16 protein-coding genes are annotated in these 19,004 nt (G+C 71.5%); 9 read left to right on the forward strand and 7 right to left on the reverse strand.

Going from position 1 to position 19,004, the window contains the following annotated elements; translation table 11 throughout:
* Positions 1–17 precede the first annotated feature (17 nt).
* Both P3T37_RS06245 and P3T37_RS06250 read right to left on the reverse strand, forming a co-directional pair.
* A complete protein-coding gene (locus tag P3T37_RS06245; protein ID WP_280722398.1) occupies positions 18–875 on the reverse strand; it encodes an ABC transporter permease in 858 nt (285 codons plus the stop codon).
* Positions 872–1,819 (reverse strand): ATP-binding cassette domain-containing protein, encoded by a 948-nt coding sequence (locus tag P3T37_RS06250; protein ID WP_280722399.1) that lies wholly within the window; start codon positions 1,817–1,819, stop codon positions 872–874. Before P3T37_RS06250 ends, P3T37_RS06245 begins: the two co-directional genes overlap by 4 nt.
* A 489-nt stretch (positions 1,820–2,308) precedes the next feature.
* On the opposite strand from P3T37_RS06250, the gene P3T37_RS06255 reads away from it, so the two are divergent.
* Positions 2,309–4,177, forward strand: coding sequence for a glycosyl hydrolase family 18 protein (locus P3T37_RS06255; protein ID WP_280722400.1), 1,869 nt, complete (start codon positions 2,309–2,311; stop codon positions 4,175–4,177).
* A 101-nt stretch (positions 4,178–4,278) separates the two neighbouring features.
* On the opposite strand, the gene P3T37_RS06260 is transcribed toward P3T37_RS06255, so the two are convergent.
* Together P3T37_RS06260 and P3T37_RS06265 are read right to left on the reverse strand one after the other, a co-directional pair.
* The gene (locus tag P3T37_RS06260) at positions 4,279–5,064 is read right to left on the reverse strand and encodes a VOC family protein (protein ID WP_280722401.1); all 786 of its coding nucleotides are present in this window, start codon (positions 5,062–5,064) and stop codon (positions 4,279–4,281) included.
* A 99-nt stretch (positions 5,065–5,163) separates the two neighbouring features.
* Positions 5,164–5,694 carry a MarR family transcriptional regulator gene (locus P3T37_RS06265; RefSeq protein WP_280722402.1) on the reverse strand — a complete coding sequence of 177 codons (531 nt, stop codon included), beginning with the start codon at positions 5,692–5,694 and terminating at the stop codon, positions 5,164–5,166.
* 117 nt (positions 5,695–5,811) lie between these two features.
* On the opposite strand from P3T37_RS06265, the gene P3T37_RS06270 reads away from it, so the two are divergent.
* From P3T37_RS06270 to P3T37_RS06285, 4 genes are all read left to right on the forward strand, one after another.
* Positions 5,812–7,125 carry an MFS transporter gene (locus P3T37_RS06270; RefSeq protein WP_280722403.1) on the forward strand — a complete coding sequence of 438 codons (1,314 nt, stop codon included), beginning with the start codon at positions 5,812–5,814 and terminating at the stop codon, positions 7,123–7,125.
* Between the two features lie 70 nt (positions 7,126–7,195).
* Entirely contained in the window at positions 7,196–8,749 is a 1,554-nt protein-coding gene (locus P3T37_RS06275; protein ID WP_280722404.1) for a phospholipid carrier-dependent glycosyltransferase, read from the forward strand.
* Between the two features lie 68 nt (positions 8,750–8,817).
* Positions 8,818–9,537: an ABC transporter permease gene (locus P3T37_RS06280; protein ID WP_280722487.1), complete on the forward strand. Its 720-nt coding sequence runs from the start codon at positions 8,818–8,820 to the stop codon at positions 9,535–9,537.
* Positions 9,538–9,739: 202 nt separating this feature from the next.
* Positions 9,740–10,318, forward strand: a complete 579-nt coding sequence (locus P3T37_RS06285; RefSeq protein ID WP_280722405.1) for a TMEM165/GDT1 family protein — start codon at positions 9,740–9,742, stop codon at positions 10,316–10,318.
* A gap of 6 nt (positions 10,319–10,324) precedes the next feature.
* Here the strand turns inward: P3T37_RS06285 and P3T37_RS06290 are convergent, their stop codons facing one another.
* Positions 10,325–11,251: a peptidoglycan-binding domain-containing protein gene (locus P3T37_RS06290; protein WP_280722406.1), complete on the reverse strand. Its 927-nt coding sequence runs from the start codon at positions 11,249–11,251 to the stop codon at positions 10,325–10,327.
* Between the two features lie 201 nt (positions 11,252–11,452).
* On the opposite strand from P3T37_RS06290, the gene P3T37_RS06295 reads away from it, so the two are divergent.
* Positions 11,453–13,528 (forward strand): MFS transporter, encoded by a 2,076-nt coding sequence (locus P3T37_RS06295; protein ID WP_280722407.1) that lies wholly within the window; start codon positions 11,453–11,455, stop codon positions 13,526–13,528.
* 6 nt (positions 13,529–13,534) lie between these two features.
* Here P3T37_RS06295 and P3T37_RS06300 read toward each other — a convergent pair whose 3' ends face one another.
* Together P3T37_RS06300 and P3T37_RS06305 are read right to left on the reverse strand one after the other, a co-directional pair.
* The gene (locus P3T37_RS06300; RefSeq protein WP_280722408.1) at positions 13,535–15,088 is read right to left on the reverse strand and encodes a DUF2207 domain-containing protein; all 1,554 of its coding nucleotides are present in this window, start codon (positions 15,086–15,088) and stop codon (positions 13,535–13,537) included.
* Positions 15,085–15,657 (reverse strand): LemA family protein, encoded by a 573-nt coding sequence (locus P3T37_RS06305; protein WP_280722409.1) that lies wholly within the window; start codon positions 15,655–15,657, stop codon positions 15,085–15,087. Before P3T37_RS06305 ends, P3T37_RS06300 begins: the two co-directional genes overlap by 4 nt.
* A 172-nt stretch (positions 15,658–15,829) precedes the next feature.
* Here P3T37_RS06305 and P3T37_RS06310 point away from each other — a divergent pair, with 172 nt between their 5' ends.
* The 3 genes from P3T37_RS06310 to P3T37_RS06320 all read left to right on the forward strand — a co-directional run bounded on the left by P3T37_RS06310 (position 15,830) and on the right by P3T37_RS06320 (position 18,993).
* On the forward strand, positions 15,830–16,744 hold the full coding sequence (locus tag P3T37_RS06310; protein WP_280722488.1) for an RNA polymerase sigma-70 factor: 915 nt from the start codon (positions 15,830–15,832) through the stop codon (positions 16,742–16,744).
* Positions 16,745–16,925: 181 nt separating this feature from the next.
* On the forward strand, positions 16,926–17,414 hold the full coding sequence (locus tag P3T37_RS06315; protein ID WP_280722410.1) for a DUF6542 domain-containing protein: 489 nt from the start codon (positions 16,926–16,928) through the stop codon (positions 17,412–17,414).
* Positions 17,407–18,993: an LCP family protein gene (locus P3T37_RS06320; RefSeq protein WP_280722411.1), complete on the forward strand. Its 1,587-nt coding sequence runs from the start codon at positions 17,407–17,409 to the stop codon at positions 18,991–18,993. The genes P3T37_RS06315 and P3T37_RS06320 overlap by 8 nt, the downstream gene beginning before the upstream one ends.
* Positions 18,994–19,004 lie beyond the last annotated feature (11 nt).

The raw sequence follows: 19,004 nt of genomic DNA on the forward strand, positions 1-19,004 counted from the left end.
CGTCCAGATGCGCTCGCTCACGCATCGCGCCGCTTGAGCACCACGGCCGCGCCCACGTAGGCGGCGACCAGGTAGCAGGCGAGCACGATCAGCCCGGTGCCGGGGGAGAGCAGCGTCGGGTCCTGCTTGAGCGTCATGACGGCCGAGCCGGCGGCGCTGGGCAGGTACGGCGCGATGTGGTCGTGCCAGGTGGTGGGCAGGCCCTCGACCAGCAGCGGGACGATGAAGAGCACGCCCAGCAGGGTGGCGATGCCGCCCGCCGCGTTGCGGATCATGGTGCCCAGGGCGACCGAGAGCAGGCCGATCACCGTCAGGTACAGGGCGGTGCCGAAGACCACCCGGGAGACGCCGGGGGCCGAGAGCGTGGTCTGCACGTGGACGGTCGACAGGATCGACTGGCCGACGAGGAACGAGGTCAGCACGCAGACGCAGGACAGTACGGCCGCGACGACCCCGAACACGGCCGCCTTGCCCCAGAGCATCGGCAGCCGGCGCGGGACGGCGGACAGGCTGGCGCGGATCATGCCGGTGGAGTACTCGCCGGTGACGATCAGCACGCCGAGCACGCCGAGCGCCAGCTGCGCCAGGTTGTAGCCCTGCAGGCTCCACTCGGCGGGGCTGAAGTCCTGCAGGAAGTGCTGCGGGCCCTCGTGGCGCGGGTGCTGGATGCGGTCGACGGCGCCGTAGCAGGACGCGATCGCGATGCCGATGTCGGCGACGACGGCGGCGAGCAGCGTGAAGTAGGTCGAGCGCAGCGTGCGGAACTTGATCCACTCGGCGTTGACCACGTGGGCCATCGTGACCTTGCCGGTGCCGGCCCGGGTGGAGATGAGGACGGGAGCGGGGGTGGGGGAGGGGGCGATGCTGGTACTCATGCGGCGGGCTCCTTGACCAGCTTGGACGGGGTGACGACGGCTTCGTACTCGACGGCGTCCCTGGTGAGTTCCATGAACGCCTCCTCCAGCGAGGCCTGTTGCGGCGTCAGCTCGAAGAGCACCAGGCCGTGCTCGGCGGCCAGTCGGCCGATCCGCTCGCTCTGCGCGCCCTCGACCGTCAGCAGCTGAACGTCGGAGTCGTCGGTGCGCACCGTCACCTCGGGCAGGGCGCCGAGCAGTTCGGCGAGCCGGACCGAGTCGGGCGTGCGGACCAGCACGCCGCCCTGCGAGGCGCTGCGGGTGAAGTCGGCGACCGAGGTGTCCGCGATCAGCTTGCCGCGGCCGATCACGATCAGGTGCTCGGCGGTGAGGGCCATCTCGCTCATCAGGTGAGAGGAGACCAGGACCGTACGGCCTTCACTGGCCAGCGACTTGAGCAGGTTGCGGATCCACAGGATGCCCTCGGGGTCGAGGCCGTTGACCGGCTCGTCGAGGATCACGGTGGCCGGGTCGCCGAGCAGCGCCGAGGCGATGCCCAGGCGCTGGCCCATGCCGAGCGAGAAGCCGCCGGCCCGTCGGCGGGCCACCTCGCGCAGGCCGACCAGGTCGATGACCTCCTCCACCCGGCTGCGCGGGATGGCGTGCGTGGCGGCCAGCGCGAGCAGGTGGTTGTAGGCGCTGCGGCCGGTGTGGATGGCCCGGGCCTCCAGCATCGCGCCGACCTCGCGCAGCGGCGCGGCGTGCTCGGCGTACCGGCGGCCGTTGACGACGGCGTGGCCGGAGCTGGGCGTGTCCAGGCCCAGCAGCATCCGCATGGTGGTGGACTTGCCGGCCCCGTTGGGGCCGAGGAATCCGGTGACGATGCCGGGGCGGACGCTGAAGCTCAGGTCCTGGACGGCGGTTTTCGGGCCGTAGCGCTTGGTGAGGCCGACGGCTTCGATCATGGTGTGGTCCTCGGGCGGAGGTGGTGGGACTGTCGCCTCCACGCTAGGGAGCGGGCCCGGGCAGGCGGAAGCCGCAGGAGAGGGACCCGAGGGGTCCGCCGGATGGGCCGCAGGATGCAGCCCGCGTACATCTCAAGACGGACCCGGAAGGTTTACGCGCTGGTCAGCCGGGCTTCGGCAGGAGAGCGAACCTTAACGGCGGCTCAAGGCCCCGAAGTGGGTCTTGACGCGGGAGTTGGTCTAGTCCATTTTAATGCCCAGGTGCAGGGAGCCCCTGAGCCGGCGTCAGTGGTCTCGACCACTGACGCCGGTCCTGGTGCTCTCCGGCGTCCGTCACAGCAGGTCCTTGCATGCCCCACCCCTGTCATGCCCATGGCTGAGCGGCCCCACTAACCCGCCCGGCTTCCGACGGTCCCGACCGGCTTCCCACAGCCTGTTGGCCTCCCCATCGGGCGCGGCAGGCCCCCACAACCAGGAGTGACGCACCCCATGACTACTCGCATCGTCCCACCGGGACCGGTCGCCCAGGACCGCGCCAAGCCGCGCAGGTCCCGCAGCCTGGTCGCCCTCGCCCTGGGCGCCAGCGTCTCGCTGCTGCTCGGCGCCGGCCTCTCGCTGACCGCCGGCGGCACCGCCACCGCGCAGGCCGCGGCCGGCAACACCACCGGCGCGCCGGCCACCAGCGGTGGCCTCAAGGTCGCCTACTTCGACCAGTGGTCGGTGTACGCCAACGGCTACTACCCGAAGACCGTCCAGGACACCGGCGTGGCCGGCAAGCTGGACTACCTGATCTACGACTTCGCCAACATCGACCCGACCAGCGGGAAGTGTTTCGAGGCCACCAAGGCCGCCTCGCAGGACGACAGCAACCCGAACGCCGGTGACGGCGCGGCAGACGCCTTCGCCGACTACGAGAAGTCCTACGACGCCACCACCAGCGTCAGCGGCACGGCCGACGTCTGGAACCAGCCGATCGCGGGCAACTTCAACCAGCTCAAGGAGCTGAAGGCGAAGAACCCGAACCTCAAGGTCCTGCTGTCGATCGGCGGGTGGACCTACTCGAAGTACTTCTCCGACGTCGCCGCCACCGACGCCTCGCGCAAGGCCTTCGCCTCCTCCTGCATCGACATGTTCATCAAGGGCAACCTGCCGACGGACGCCGGCTACGGCGGCCCGGGCTCGGCCGCCGGCATCTTCGACGGCTTCGACATCGACTGGGAGTACCCGGGCGGCGGCGGCCACACCGGCAACCACGCCAGCCCCAACGACAAGCAGAACTACACCGCGCTGCTCGGTGAGCTCCGCTCGGAGCTGGACGCCCAGGGCAAGGCGGACGGGAAGACCTACGCGCTGAGCGCGGCGGTCGGCGCCGGCCAGGACAAGATCCAGAACGTCGAGACCAACAAGATCGGTCAGTACCTCACGTTCCTGGACGTCATGACCTATGACATGCACGGCGGTTGGGAGGGCACCGGCCCGGCCAACCACCAGGCGCCGCTGTACTCGGACCCGAACGACCCGAGCACCGCGATAGCACCCGGGACCGCCAAGTACTCGATCGACGAGGCCGTCAAGGCCTGGACGGTCGGCGACCCGCAGTACGGCATCGTGGGCGGTTTCCCCGCCAACAAGATCAACATGGGTGTGCCGTTCTACTACCGCGGCTGGACCGGCGTGCCGGCCGGCCCGAACCACGGCCTGTTCCAGCCCGCGAGCGGTCCCGCGGCGGGCGCCGCGATGTCCGGCAACGTCAACGGCATCCGGATGTACAAGGAGCTGGGCGGCGTCGTCGACAACCCGGCGGACACCTACTGGGACGACACCGCGAAGGCCGCGTACTTCTACGACGGCACCAACTTCTGGAGCGGTGAGGACACCCAGTCGATCCAGGCCAAGGCCGACTACCTGCACTGCAACGGCCTCGGCGGCTCGTTCGCCTTCTCGCTCTACGACCTGGGCACCCAGACCGGCCTGTTCGACACGATGGTGAACGCGACCAACGGCTCCGCGGCCAACTGCCCGGCCCCGCCGACCGCATCCCCGTCGCCGACGTCTTCGCCCACGTCCTCGCCGACGTCCTCGCCCACGTCTTCGCCCACGTCCTCGCCGACCGGTACCCCCACGAGCAGCCCGACCGGCTCGCCCACCTCCACCCCGCCGGCCAGCCCGACCTCCAGCCCGACCGTCTCGGCCGGCACCTGCACCGCCCCGAGCTGGTCCGCCACCGCGGTCTACGCCGCGGCCGGCACCCAGGTCTCCTGGAAGGGCCACACCTACACCAGCAAGTGGTGGACCACCAACGAGGACCCCTCGCTGAGCGGCCAGTGGGGCGCCTGGACCGACAACGGCCCCTGCTGATCCCGCACCAGGAATGAGGCCCTGACGGACCCTCACCGTGCCACGCCGCGGCCCGGACCGAACCCTCGGTCCGGGCCGCAGTGCTGTCCGCAGTAGATCTGTCAGGCCTGGCCGGGCTCGGTGGGCGCGATCATCCAGAAGATCCCGCCCTGCGGGTCCTGGATCGGCGCCATCCGCCCGACCGGCGTGTCGAAGGCCGCCGCCAGCAGCGTGGCGCCCGCCCGCACCGCGGCGTCCACCATGCTGTCGGTGTCGTCCACCGCGAAGTAGGTGGACCAGTGCGACGGCGTACCGGCCGGATGCCGCGCCAGGCCCTGCATGCCGCCGACCGTCCGCCCGTCGACGGTGAGCGAGAAGTAGCTGTCCATGCCCTCCATCGGGGCGACCCCGATGCCCAGCGCGGCCGGGTAGAAGGCGGCGGCGCCGGTCGGGTCGGCGGTGTTGAGCTCGTTCCAGATCACCGCGCCGGGCTCGTTGACGATCGCCGAGCCGATGAAGTCCACCGGCTGCCAGACGCCGAAGACCGCGCCGGCGGGGTCTGCGGCGATCATCATCCGACCGACCGTGCCGACGTCCATCACCGGGGTGAGCAGGGTGCCGCCGCCGGCCGCGATGCTCAGTGCGGAGGCGTCCGCGTCGGCGGAGCAGAGGTAGGTGGTCCACGCGGTGGGGGGCGGCGGCTGGTCGTTCATCGACATGGCCGTGCCGATCCCGGCCACCGGCTTGTCCTGGAGGGTGAGGACCGAGTAGCCGCCGAACTCGTCGGGCCCCCGCTCGCCCTGCCAGCCGAACAGGTCGCGGTAGAAGTCGATGGCGGCCTGCTGGTCGGGGGCCATCAGGTCGACCCAGCACGGGGTGCCGGGCGGGTATGCGGTGACCACGGACATGGTGTTCGCCTCCAGGGGCGCAGTGGTCCGGACAGGGGTTCGCCCCCCTCGTCCTTCACCCTTCCGCAGCCCCCGCGCGCCCGCCACCTGAACAAGGGCTCAGCGGTTGCTGTCCTCGATCCGGTGCAGCATCCGCCCGAGCATCGCCGAGAGCACCGCCCGCTCCTCGCCCACGACGTCCTGCAGCAGCTCCTCCTCGAAGACCGCCGCCATCCGCATCGACTCCAGCCACTTGTCGCGGCCGTTCGCCGTCAGCTCGATGATCACCCGGACCCGGTTGCTCTCGTCGCGCTCCCGGGTGACCAGGTCCTCCGCGACCATCCGGTCGATCCGGTGGGTCATCGCCGCCGGGGTGAGGCCGAGCCGCTTGGCCAGCTCGCCGGGGCCCAGCTGGTACGGGGTGCCCGCGACCACCAGGGCCTTGAGCACCTCCCACTCGGCGCTGGTGATTCCGAGCACATTCATCTGGCGGGTGTAGGCCACGTTCATCCGGCGGGCGACCCGCGACAGGGTGGACATGATGGTCTCCACCTGGGGGTCCACCGTGGGGAATTCCCGCTGGTAGATGGCCACCTGCTCATCGACGGACAGCTCTTGCGCGGTCGTCGGTGCGGGTTTGGGAGCGGTCATGCCGCCAAGTCTCCCACGCTTCGCTGCTCCGCTTAAGCCTTTGACACAACACTCTTACGCTTCGTATATTTTAGCTCTGAAATCTTGCAGCCTAAAACCTCGAAGGGGTGTCCACCCATGAAGCAGCAGCACACGTACGGAGCGGGTGGCCCCCTGCGCCGGGTCCAGGTCGGCAACGCGCTGAGCGCGTTCGGCAGCGGGTTCACGATGCCGTACATGTTCGTGTACGTGGACCAGGTGCGCGGGCTCGGTTCGCTCGCCGCCGGCATGGTCTTCACCGTCTTCGCGCTGGCCGCGCTCTTCGTGCTGCCCTTCGCGGGCCGCGGCATCGACCGGTACGGGCCGCGCCCGGTGCTGCTGGCCGGCGCCGCGCTGGCCGCCACCGGCGCGTTCAGCTTCGGGCACGCCACCGGTACGGCCGCGCTGCTGGTCTCCTCCTTCCTCTTCGGCGGCGGCGTCACCACCTGCCAGCCGGCGCTGGCCACGATGATCGTGCGCTGCTCCACCCCGAAGACCCGCTCGCACGCCTTCGCGCTGCAGTTCACCCTGGTCAACCTGGGTATGGGCTTTGGCGCGCTGGTCGGCGGGCAGATCGTCAACGTCTCCGACCCGGCCAGCCTGACCAGGCTCTTCACCATCGAGGCGCTGGCCTTCCTGGCGCTGGGCGCGGTCACCGGCACCGCCAGGATCGCCAAGGACCACGGCCTCACGGCCACCCCGGTGGCGCTCGCGGCTGCCTCCGACGCCCCAAGCGGGCTGCGCGCGCTGCGGGCCGACAAGGCGATGCTGCGGCTCTGCCTGCTCGCCGGTCTGATCTTCTTCACCTGCTACGGCCAGTTCGAGTCCGGTGTGGCGGCCTTCGCCACCGACACCGTGCGGACCGCGCCCGCCACCCTGGGCATGGCGCTCGGCGCCAACGCGCTGACCATCGTGGTGCTGCAGATGTTCATGGTCAGGATCACCGCCCGGCACCGCCGGACCACCGCGATGGCGGCCACCGGCGTGATCTGGCTCGGTGCCTGGGCGGCCGCGCTGCTCGCCGGCCTGATCCGCGGCGAGGCGATGGCCGCGACCGTCGCGATCGTCTCCATCTACGTGCTCTTCGGCATCGGCGAGTCGATGCTCGCCCCCACGCTGGGCCCGATCGTCGCCGACCTGGCGCCGACCCGGCTGCTGGGCACCTACAACTCCGCGTTCTCGCTGGTCAAGCAGCTGGCCATCGCGGTCGGCCCGGCGGTCGGCGTGCTGCTGATCGGCACCGGCCTGTGGCCGCTCTACCTGGCGGCGATGACCGGCTGCACGCTGCTGATCGTCGTGCTGGCGCTCGGCCTGCGGCGCCACCTCACGCCGGCTCAGGACAACGTCCGGGGCGCGGAGGCTGCGCCGGAGCCCGTCCTCGTGCCGGTCCGTGAGCTCCAGACGGCGGCATGAGAGGGTGACGGGGCTGGCCGCCGCGACATAGGGTCAGTCCTCTGGTCAGAGCGTCGACATCGGTGGGGTCATGGCAGAAACGGCAGTCACCGAGCGGCTCGAGGCTTCCCTGCCGGACGACGCACCGTCCGTCCTGGACGTGCTGGGCCGGCGGGCGTCCTGGCTGGTGCGGTACTCCGGCTGGCTCGGCCCGATCGCCGTCGCCGTCTTCGCGGGCGTGCTGCGGTTCTGGAACCTCGGGCTCCCCAACGCCTTCGTCTTCGACGAGACGTACTACCCCAAGGACGCCTGGTCGCTGCTCCAGCAGGGGTACGAGGGCACCTGGCCGGCCAACGCCAACGACCAGATCCTGGCGGTGCCGCAGGTCGTCCCGCTCTCCTCGGAGCCGGCCTTCGTCGCCCACCCGCCGCTCGGCAAGTGGGTGATCTCGCTGGGGGAGTGGGGCTTCGGCCTGCACCCCTTCGGCTGGCGGCTGATGGTCGCGGTGGTCGGCACCCTGTCGGTGCTGATGCTGGCGCGGATCGGCCGCCGGCTCTTCGGCTCCACGCTGATCGGCTGCACCGCGGCGCTGCTGATGTCGGTGGACGGCCTGCAGTTCGTGATGAGCCGGGTCGGGCTGCTCGACGGCATCCTGATGTTCTTCGTACTGGCCGCCTTCGGCTGCCTGCTGATCGACCGTGACCGGACCCGGGCGCGCCTGGCGGGCCTCAACGGGGACCGGGCTCGACTGGGCCTGCGGCCCTGGCGGCTGGCCGCCGGGCTGCTGCTCGGCGCCGCCTGCTCGGTCAAGTGGAACGGCGTCCAGATCCTGGCCGCCTTCGGCCTGCTGACGGTCCTGTGGGACCAGGCCGCCCGCCGCCGGGCCGGCGCCCGCCACCCGCTGCGCAGCATGCTGCGGCGCGACGCGGCGCCGGCCTTCGGCTCGCTGGTCCTGGTGGCCGCGGGGACGTACCTGGCGGCCTGGTCCGGCTGGTTCGCCACCAGTGGCGGCTACGACCGGCACTGGGCGGACGGCCGCTCGGGCCTGCTGCCCGCCGCGCTGCGCAGCTGGTGGCACTACCAGGCGGAGATGTACCACTTCAACACCACGCTCACCTCGCCGCACCAGTACCAGTCCAACCCCTGGAGCTGGCTGGTCCAGGGCCGTCCGGTCTCGATGTACGTGGAGAACTCCTCGGCGGGCCAGCACGGCTGCACCGCCGCCGACGGCTGCACGGCGCAGATCCTGGCGCTCGGCACCCCGCTGCTCTGGTGGACGGCCTGCTTCGCGCTGGTCTACCTGCTGTGGCGGTGGTTCTTCCGCCGGGACTGGCGCTCGGGCGCCGTGCTCTGCGCTGTGGCGGCGATCTACCTGCCCTGGTTCGGCTTCCAGCAGCGGACCATCTTCTCCTTCTACATGGTGGTGCTGGTCCCCTTCCTCTGCCTGGCGGTGGCCCAGATGCTCGGCGCGATGCTCGGGCCGCAGGGGGCCGGACCGCGCCGGCGCGCGATCGGCGCGACGGCGGCCGGGGCGATCGTGCTGGCCGTGATGATCTGCTTCGCCTACTTCCTGCCGCTCTACACCGGAGCGGTGGTCCCCACGACCGTCTGGCGAGACCACATGTGGTTCGTCAGCTGGATCTGACCGCGGTGCCGCTCGCCACTTCGGCGAACACCCAGCTGCTCCCGGTGACCCCGGTGCTCGGGGTCGCCATGGTGCTGCTGCTGGCCGCGGCCGTGGCGGTGGCCGGATGGGGGATGCTCGGGCAGGGCCGCGCGGTGCTGCGCGCCGGGGTGCGGGCGGTCATCCAGCTGGCGGCGGTCGCGTTCGTGATCACCTGGGTGGTGCACTCGCTCTGGTGGACGGCGCTCTTCGTGCTGCTGATGTTCTCGGTGGCGGTGCGGACGGCCGGGCGGCGGATGACGGACGCCCCGGGCTGGGCGTGGGCCTGGGCGGCGGTTCCGCTCGGCGCCGGTGTGCTGCCGGTGCTGGCGCTGCTGCTCGTCGCCCGGCTACTGCCCTTGCAGGGCCTGTCGATCGTCCCGGTGGCGGGCATCCTGATCGGCGGCGGGCTGACCGCCACCTCGCTGGCGGGCCGCCGGGCCCTGGACGAGCTGGCGCAGCGGCACGGCGAGGTGGAGGCCGCGATGGCGCTCGGCCTCGACGACCGTGACGCCCGGCTGGAGATCTGCCGGACGGCCGCCGCCACCTCGCTGGTGCCCGCGCTGGACCAGACCCGCACGGTGGGTCTGGTCACCCTCCCCGGCGCGTTCGTCGGCATGCTGCTCGGCGGCGCCTCTCCGGTGTCGGCGGGGGCCGTGCAGCTCTTCGTCCTGGTGGCGCTGCTGGCGGTCGAGGCGGTGGCGATCGTGGTGGTGCTGGAGCTGGTGGGGCGGGGTCTGGTACGTCGTCCGGTAGAGTGGGGGCGTTGAAGGGGAGTAGCCCTCCACCGGACCGTCGACATACTGGCGTCCCGCTCGCGCGGGAGGCCCGGCGCCCGGGGCACCCGCCAGGACCGGGGTGTCGGCGAGACCTTCGGCCGCAGTGCTGTGATCATGACCAGTGCTGTCGGGCCGGGGTCTCTTTTTCTGTGAGGCGGCGGCCGGGCAGCCCGACCGTAGGGACCGACCCCCGATGGATCTGACCGTATTCGCCGTCACCTTCGGCATCATCTTCCTGGCCGAGCTGCCGGACAAGACCGCGCTGGCCGCGCTGATGCTCGGCACCCGCTACCGGGCCGCGTACGTCTTCGCCGGCGTGGCGGCGGCGATGGCGGTGCAGGTCGGTCTCGCGCTGGCCGCCGGCAGCCTGCTGGCGCTGCTGCCGCACCGCTGGGTCGAGGGGGTCACCGGTGTGCTGTTCCTGGCCGGCGCGGCGATGCTGCTGCTCCACAAGGACGAGGAGGCGCACGAGGCCAAGGAGCCGTCGTCCAGCAGCTTCTGGAAGGTGGCCGGGACGAGCTTCCTGGTCGTGGCGGTGGCCGAGTTCGGCGACCTGACCCAGATCATGACCGCCAACCTGGCCGCCAAGTACGCCGAGCCGCTCTCGGTGGGCCTGGGCGCCTGGCTGGCGCTGTGCGCGGTGGGCGGCCTGGCGATCCTGGGCGGGCAGAAGTTGCTGAAGCACGTGCCGATGAAGGTGATCATCCGGGTCGCGGCCGCCGCGATGCTGGTGCTGGCGGGGATCAGCATCGTCGGGGCAGTCACGGGCTGACACGCTTCAGCAGGTGGTGCCGGACTCCAGGGCGGCGCGGGTCTGCGGGCCGTAGACGCCCCACTGGTCCTGCCAGAGGCCGTTGGCCTCCTGGAAGTTCGCCACCGCGCGTTGGGTGTTGTTGTCGTAGGTGCCGCTGTTCAGGTGCCGGCCGCAGTTGGCGGCCGACAGCTGCTGCTGCAACGTCACCACCTGGGGGCCCGAGTCCCCGGGACCCAGGTCCTGCGGCGAAGCCGTCGGGCTCGCAGGAGCGGAGGGGCTCGGCGGCGGACTGCTGACGGGGGCGCTGGTGGGCGGCGCGGGGGCGCTGGTGACCGCGATCGGGGTCTGGGTGGTCGGGTGGGCCGCGGGTCTGGAGTGCGAGGCGGACGGCGACGGCTTGGCCGAACTCGCGGGCGGGCTGCTGGGCGCGAGCGAGGGCGCCGCGCTGGTCGGCCCGGTGGTGGGGCTCGGCGGCAGGTCGGGGGCGCTGGTGGGCAGCGGGAGCTGCGCGTCGTGCTTGACGTCCGGCGGGGAGCCGAGTGCGAAGGCCAGCCCGACGCCGAGCGCCACCACGCCGGCGCCCGCCCCGGCCATCGCGAACCTGGTGCCGCGGCGCCGTCCCGCGCGGCGTGAGGAGGCCCGTCCGGGGGCAGCCTGCGGCGCGGTGGCGATCGGGAAGAGGCCGAGCTCGCGCGGTGCGGCCTGCTGCGCCGGTACGTACGCGGGCGGCATGGGCGGCATGGGCGGCATGGGCGGCGTCGCGGGGAGCACCGCGGTGGCGTGCGGGTCCTCGGGCCACTCGGTGGCCGCGCTGACCGCCGGGACGTACGGCCGGACCAGCGGCGGACCCTCCACCGGCGGCAGGAACGCCGTCTCGGTGACGTCCGCAAGGCAGCCGCAGCCGTAGCCGGTCAGTGCGGTGCCGCATGCGGGGCAGTGGCCTCCCTGCATGGGCCGTTCCTCCTCGGATCGCTGACAGCGGGTCGAACGCGCCCGATTATGCAGGACGACGCGGTGGTCGAACAGAGCCGTCCGCTGGTGCGGGGCTTACGGATGGCCCAGCCCCGAGCTGCAAAACGGGGCAAATCTGACACGATGGGTAATCGGACTGATGATCAGATTATCGATGTGTCGACTCAGTGGAGGACCCCGATGGCGGACCCGGCTGCCGAGCCCGAGCGCACCGACGCCCAGCCCGAACCGCTGCTCTCCCCCGAGGAGGGCGTCCACAACCTCTGGGTGCCGATCGGGGCGCTGCTGCTGGCCCTGCTGATCGCCGCGCTCGACCAGACCATCGTCTCCACCGCGCTGCCCACCATCGTCAGCGACCTGGGCGGCCTGGAACACCTCTCCTGGGTGGTCACCGCCTATCTGCTGGCCTCCACCGCGGCCACCCCGCTCTGGGGCAAGCTCGGCGACATGTACGGCCGCAAGCGGTTCTTCCAGGCCTCGATCGTGATCTTCCTGATCGGCTCGGTGCTCTGCGGAATCGCCCAGAACATGGGCGAGTTGATCGCCTTCCGGGCACTGCAGGGCCTGGGCGGCGGCGGCCTCATCGTGCTGACCCAGGCGATCGTGGGCGACCTGGTGCCGCCCCGGGACCGCGGCAAGTACCAGGGCCTCTTCGGCGCGGTCTTCGGCGCCACCAGTGTGCTCGGCCCGCTGCTCGGCGGGCTCTTCGTCGACAACCTGTCCTGGCGCTGGGTCTTCTACATCAACCTGCCGATCGGCATCGTCGCCCTGGCCGTCATCGCGGTGGTGCTGCACACCACCGAGACCAAGCGCGAGCACCGGATCGACTACCTGGGCACCGCGCTGATCGCCTCGGTGGCCACCTGCCTGGTCCTGATGACCTCGCTCGGCGGGGTGACCTGGCCGTGGGGCTCCTGGCAGGTGATCGGCCTGGGCGTGCTCGGCATCGTGCTGCTGGCGGCCTTCATCGCCGTCGAGCGGGTGGCCGAGGAGCCGGTGCTGCCGCCCAGGCTCTTCGCCTCGCGCACCTTCAGCCTGGTCGCGGTGATCTCCTTCGTGGTCGGCTTCGCGATGTTCGGCGCGCTGACCTTCCTGCCGACCTTCCTCCAGGTGGTGCACGGCGTCTCGCCGACGCTGTCCGGCATCCACATGCTGCCGATGGTGCTCGGCATGCTGCTCACCTCGATCGGCTCGGGCCAGATCGTCGCCCGCACCGGCCACTACCGGATCTTCCCGATCGCCGGGACGGCGGTGGTGACGGTGGGTCTGCTGCTGCTCTCCCGCCTCAACGAGAACAGCAGCACGCTGGAGACGAGCCTGTACTTCCTGGTCTTCGGCCTCGGGCTCGGCCTGGTGCTCCAGGTGCTGGTGCTGATCGTGCAGAACTCCGTCGGCTACCAGGACCTCGGCGTGGCCACCGCCGGGGCCACCTTCTTCCGCTCGATCGGCGCCTCCTTCGGCGTCTCGATCTTCGGCACCATCTTCACCAGCGGCCTCAACCACCGGCTGCACGACGCCCTGGTGGGCGTCCCGCTGCCGGCGGGCTTCAGCGCGGGCGCGATCACCTCCGACCCGCGGCTCGTGCACAGCCTCCCGCCGCAGGTCCAGCACAACGTCCTGCACGCCTACGCCGCGTCGATCACCCACGTCTTCCTCTACGCGGTGCCGGTGGCGGCGGTGGCCTTCGTCCTGGCGCTCTTCATCCGCGAGCAGCCACTGCGCGCCACCGTCACCGCGCCGGACCTCGGCGAGGCGATCGGGGTCAACCCGGTCGAGCGCTCCTCGGTGGACGAGATCGCCCGCGCGCTGACCGTCCTGAACAGCCGGGAGGCCAGGCGCGACCTCTACCGGCGGATCACCGCCGAGGCCGGCCTCGACCTCCAACCGGCCTCCAGCTGGCTGCTGTTGCAGATGCACCGGCAGGGACCGGTGGAACCCGCCGAGCTGGCCGAGCACAGGATCATCCCGCCGCAGGTGATCGAGGCGGCGGCCCGGGAGGTCGAGGGCCGGGGCCTGGCCCACCGCAACGGCCTGCCGCTGCGGCTCACCGAGTCCGGCGAGGCGGTGGCCGTGCGGCTGCTCGCCGCCCGCCGCTCGCAGCTCTCGCAGCTGTGCGGCGACTGGGACGAGAAGCAGTTCGCCGACCTCGCCGCGCTGCTCACCCGCCTCAGCAACAACCTCTGCGGCGACGTCAAGGACCGGCCCGACCGCACGCCGACCGAGCACGTCCCGCACAGCGAGGGGCGCTCGTTCTGAACGGTCTTAGCTGATGGTGCTGCTCGGCTCGCGCAGCTGCGCCTTGTAGTCCGCGCCGAGGGCGAGCACCTGGACGACGCGGACCCGGCGGGTGGCCGGCGTCACGGTCAGCCGGACCGTGCTGCCGGTGGCGAAGCCGCTCGGGATGCCGGGCAGCGCCCAGGCGGTCGTGCGGTCGCCGGTGCCGTCGTCGACGGCCAGGAAGTGCGGCCACTTCTCGCTCCGCCGCGACTCGATCCGCAGCACCTCGCCGGTGATCGTCAGGCCCGCCGCGCGGTCGAGGACGGCCATCGCGACGTACAGCCCGGCCACCGCCCCGAAGAGTCCGATCGCCACCCACTCGCCGAGCAGCGGGCCCGACCCGTCCAGCGCGCGCCGTCCCAGGTCGTCGCCGACGAGGGCGTTGGCGACCGCCCCCGCGAAGAAGGCGAGGCCCGCCGTCAGCCGGTTGAAGCGCCCGGCCACCGCGCTGCCGAGCATCGCCGTCACCATCCAGCCGAGCGTCAGCACCGCGTGGTCGGTGTCCAGGAGGCCGCCCGACACCCAGGAGGGCTGCCGGAGCGCGGCGAAGACCCCGAGGCCCACCGCCACGACGGCCGCGGCCAGAGCGCGCTGCAGCAGTCCGCGGTCCCTGGCGCCCAGGCCGGGCCACACCCGCGGGTAGCGGATCCGCACCTCGCGCCAGGTGCCGCCGTACCCGGACCAGACCCGGCGGGGGTTGCCGGTGCCGAAGTCGAGCAGCTGGTTGATCCGTACGGTGACGTCCAGCGCCGCGCCGTACGCCAGGTAGCGCTCCCACACCGTGACGGCGGCGGGCGGAAGTTGGGTGAAGGTCTCGTGCGCGTGCAGCCAGGACCGCACCCCGGCCCAGTGCGCGGCCCGGTCGAGGCCGGCCGGGGTGGCGCGCTCGCCGATCGCGGTGCTCAGCAGGAAGGTCAGCACGGTGAAGGTCACCGCGCCGGCCAGCAGCGCCCCCCGGACACCGTGCGTCCCGCCGATCGTCAGTACGGCCAGGCCGAACAGCACCGCCGGGGCGACCGCCGCCGCCATCAGCGCGGTGCCCAGGGCGCTGCCGAACCGGGCCCGCGACAGGCCGCGTTGGCGGGCCTCGGCGACGATCTCCTGGCGCAGCAGCCGGTTCCAGGTCGCCGCCTGCTTGGGTGCGCGGAAGGCGATGGCGCCGATCGGCGCGCCGTCGGACCCGGCCTGGGCGGTCACCCGGGCCAGCACCCGGTGCTCGTAGGGCCGCAGCATCGTCGGGGCGTCGCTGGTGAGGTGCACGGTGGTGTCGGCCGGGTGCTCGCCGGCTTGGCGCAGTTCGAGGTGCCCGCGCGCGGCCAGGTCGAGCAGGGTGGACTCCGCCGCGTGGTCGACGGAGCGCCAGCCGTTGGCGAGCAGGCTCACCACGGCGGGCGGCTCGGGGGAGTCGCCGAGCTCCTGGGTGGCCGGGCCCGCCTGGACCGTTCCGTTCCGGGTGGCCAGCAGGGCGGCGCCGAAGGCGAGCAGCCACAGGGCGAGGGCGGCCGCGCCGGCCGCGCCGAACTCCGCGCCGGCCGTCACCGGAACCGCACCTTGACTGCCTCGCGGGCCTCGGTCTCGGCCTCGAAGTACTCCTGCTTCGCGTGCTCGGACAGGCCGGCGACCAGGTTGCTCGGGAACGACTCCAGCGCGGTGTTGTAGGACTGCACGGCGGCGTTGTAGAACTGCCGCGCGTAGGCGATCTTGTCCTCGGTGCCGGACAGCTCCGCCTGGAGCTTGAGGAAGTTCTGGCTGGCCCGCAGCTCCGGGTACTGCTCGGCGGTGGCGAGCAGCTTGGCCAGCGTGGCGGTCAACTGGTTCTCCGCCTGGGCGCGTTCCGCAGCCCCGAGGTCGCGCGAGGCGGCGGCGCCGCGGGCGGCGGTGACGGCCTCGAAGGTGCCGCGCTCGTGGGCGGCGTACTCGGCGACGGTGTCGACGAGGTTGGGGATCAGGTCGTGCCGCCGCTTGAGCTGCACGTCGATCTGGGCCCAGGACGCGCGGGTCTGATTACGCAGCCTGATCAGCCGGTTGTATGAGCGGACGACCACCCAGAACAGTCCTAGGGCGAGTAGCGCTATGACTGCGATCACGATGACACCCACGGCGTCCATCCCCCGTACCACCTTGTGCAGAGTTCCAGCTCAAACGATCAGCCTCAAAGCAGATCATCGAGATAGTAAACCCTTCGTCAAGCTTTCAGCTCGAGGTTTATCGCCTGGTCGCCGGTGGTGGGGTTGGCTCGCCCTCTGCCCCGAAACCCCTGTGCGGTACCGTCGGCCGGTGATCGACCGACAGGACGGGCCGGGCCCGCAGGACTTGGACACTTCGGCGCGCACTGCCGCTTTCGCCGAGCACCGGCGGATGCTCTTCGGCATCGCCTACCGGATGCTCGGCAGCGTCGCCGACGCCGAGGACCTGGTGCAGGACACCTGGATCAGCTGGAGCCAGGCCACCGCGCAGGTCGCCAATCCGGGCGGCTACTTGGCCCGTACCGTCACCAACCTCTCGCTGAACCGGCTGCGTTCGGCCGCCGTCCAGCGCGAGTCGTACGTCGGGCCGTGGCTGCCCGAGCCGCTGGTGGCCGCCCCGGACGCGTCGGTCGACGCGGAGCTGGCCGAATCGGTGTCGCTGGCGATGCTGGTGGTGCTGGAGAGCCTCTCGCCGCTGGAGCGCGCGGTCTTCGTGCTGAAGGAGGTCTTCGCCTTCTCGTACAAGGAGATCGCCGAGGCCCTGGACCGCAGCGAGGCCGCCGTCCGGCAGGTCGGCAGCCGGGCGCGCGCGCATGTCCAGGCGCGCGACACCCGCTACGACGCGTCGGCCCAGACCCGGCGGAAGGTCACCGACGAGTTCCTGGCCGCCTGCCTGGGCGGCGACCTGAACCGGATGCTGGAACTGCTCGCCCCCGACGTCACCGCCTGGACCGACGGCGGCGGCAAGGTCCGCGCTGCGCTGCGCCCGGTCCACGGCGCGGACAACGTCGCCCGCTTCATCCTCGGCGTCATGGCCCGCTCGATCCCCGACTTCGGCGTGCAGGCGGTGTCGGTCAACGGCCGCCCCGGCCTCCTGGTGACCAGCGCCGGCCAGGCCGACACGGTCGCCTGCTTCGAGGTCGCGGACGGCCGGGTGGCGGCGATCCACCTCGTGCGCAACCCGGACAAGCTCACGCATGTGGACGCCGGGCGGCTCGGGCTCGGCTAGCGGGTGCCTCATTGATCGGTCCTCTCGGCGCCGATCTGTAAGAAATACTTGCTAGATTGCGCAACCGAGCAACCGTTGGCTGCTCTTCGGACGTCCAGCTACCAGAACGAGCTGCCCCGGGCACCCGCCCGGGCCGGCCGAGACCGCTGGGAGTACCGGCCGACCGGACGAAGGTGAGCAGATGGCAGACCAGCGGGTGGTCATACCCGACGAGGGTACGCAACGGCGGCGGCGCGGGCGCGCGCCGCAGCCGGCGGGAGGGCGTTCCGGCTCGCGGTCGCGCGGGGGCCGTGGCGGCCGTGGCGGCACTGTCGCCCTGCTGCTGCTCGGGCTGCCGCTGCTGGGAGCGTTCGTGGACGAGGCGATCGCCCCCGGACTGGGTGTGGTGTTCGCCATCTGTGCCGTCCTCGGCCCGGTCGCCGCTGCGGCGCTGAGCAGCCGGGCCGGGTGGTGGTGGGTGCTGACGGCGCCCGGCCCGGTGGTGCTGGCCTCGACGGCCGTCGCCGAACTGTTCGGGAACTCCGCCAAGTACCAGGGATCCAAGGCCCTGGCCACCGGCGCCGCGGGCTGGGCCATCAACGGGTTCCCGGTGATGCTCGCGGCCGTGGGTGCTGCCCTGGTCGTCGTCCTGGTCCGGATCGCACGAGACAGGAGGAACCGCCGTGGGTGAGCGTGTGGGTAAGAGCGTCGGTAAGCGCGTCGGTAAGCGCAAGGGCGGGCGCCGTACCTCGCCGCTGGTCGTCGCCGGGCGCACCATCGCCGTCGGGGTCTCGCTGGCCGTGATCGGCACCAGCGGCGTCACCTGGTACACGTACAAGTCGCTGACCACCGGCCTGACCACGTCCAACGCGCTGGCCCAGGTCCAGAAGGGCGCGCCGCCGCACCTGGACAACTCGGTCAACCTGCTGCTGATCGGCCTGGACAGCCGCAAGGACATGAACGGCAACGACCTGCCGCCGCAGTTCGTCCAGGACGATCTGCAGGCCGGCGGCAGCAGCGACATCGGCGGCTACAACACCAACACCCTGATCGTGCTGCACATACCCGCCAACGGTGGCAAGGTCACCGCGCTGTCCATCCCGCGCGACGACTACGTCCAGACGTCCGGCGCTGACGGGAAGATGCACAAGATCAAGGAGGCGTACGGCATCGCCAAGGCCTCCGCCGAGAGCAAACTCGCGGGGAAGGGCCTGTCCAAGGCCCAACTGGAGCAGCAGAGTCGCGACGTGGGGCGTGCTGCGACGCTGGCGACCGTGCAGAACTTCCTCGGCATCCCGATCGACCACTTCGCCGAGGTGAACCTGCTCGGCTTCTACGACATCGCGCAGGCCGTCGGCCCGGTCCAGGTCTGCCTGAACCACGCCACCAGCGACCCGAACGAGACCGGCCAGGGCTCCGGCTTCAAGGGCGCCGCCGGCATCAACACCCTCAACGCCACCCAGTCGCTTGCCTTCGTCCGCCAGCGCCACAACCTGCCGAACGGCGACCTCGACCGCACCCACCGCCAGCAGGCCTTCATCTCCTCGGTCGAGTACAAGCTCAAGAACGAGGGCATCTTCAACGACCTCGGCAAGATGCAGGACCTGTTCAACGTGGTGAAGAAGGACGTGGTGATCGACAGCCAGCTGAACATCCTGGACTTCGCCCAGCAGGCCACCAACCTCACCGGCGGGAACGTGGAGTTCAACACGCTGCCGATCTCGGGCTTCAAGACCATCGGCGGCGAGGACGTCAACACGGTCGACCCGGCGCTGATCAAGCGGGAGGTCCAGCAACTCTTCGGCCACGACCCGGCACCGGCACCGGCCGATCCCTCCTCCTCCTCTCCCTCCGCCTCCTCGCCTTCCGTCCCCTCGTCTTCTTCCTCCTCCTCCGAAACCGTCGACGTCTACAACGGCTCGTCGGTCACCGGAGCAGCCGCCGACGAGTCCAAGTCGCTGGTGGCCATGGGCTACAAGGCCGGCCGAATCGACAAGGCCACCACCCACCCGAAGTCGACCGCTGTCACCTACGGCACCGGCGCCAAGGACGGCGCCCAGGCCATCGCCGCCAAGTACGGCACCACCGCCGAGGCATCCTCCCAAGTCCCCGCCGGCCACATCGAGATCACCCTCGGCACCACCTACACCACCCCGGCCGGAACCGCCCCCGCCCCGGCCGCCGCCGCTTCCAGCACCGCCGACCCGTCCGCCGCCCTCCCGATGCAGGGCCCGCCGGTCAAGATGGGCGGCATCCCCTGCGTCAACTGACCCCAGGGACA

This window comes from Kitasatospora sp. MAA4 (genome assembly GCF_029893355.1).
Lineage (GTDB): Bacteria > Actinomycetota > Actinomycetes > Streptomycetales > Streptomycetaceae > Kitasatospora.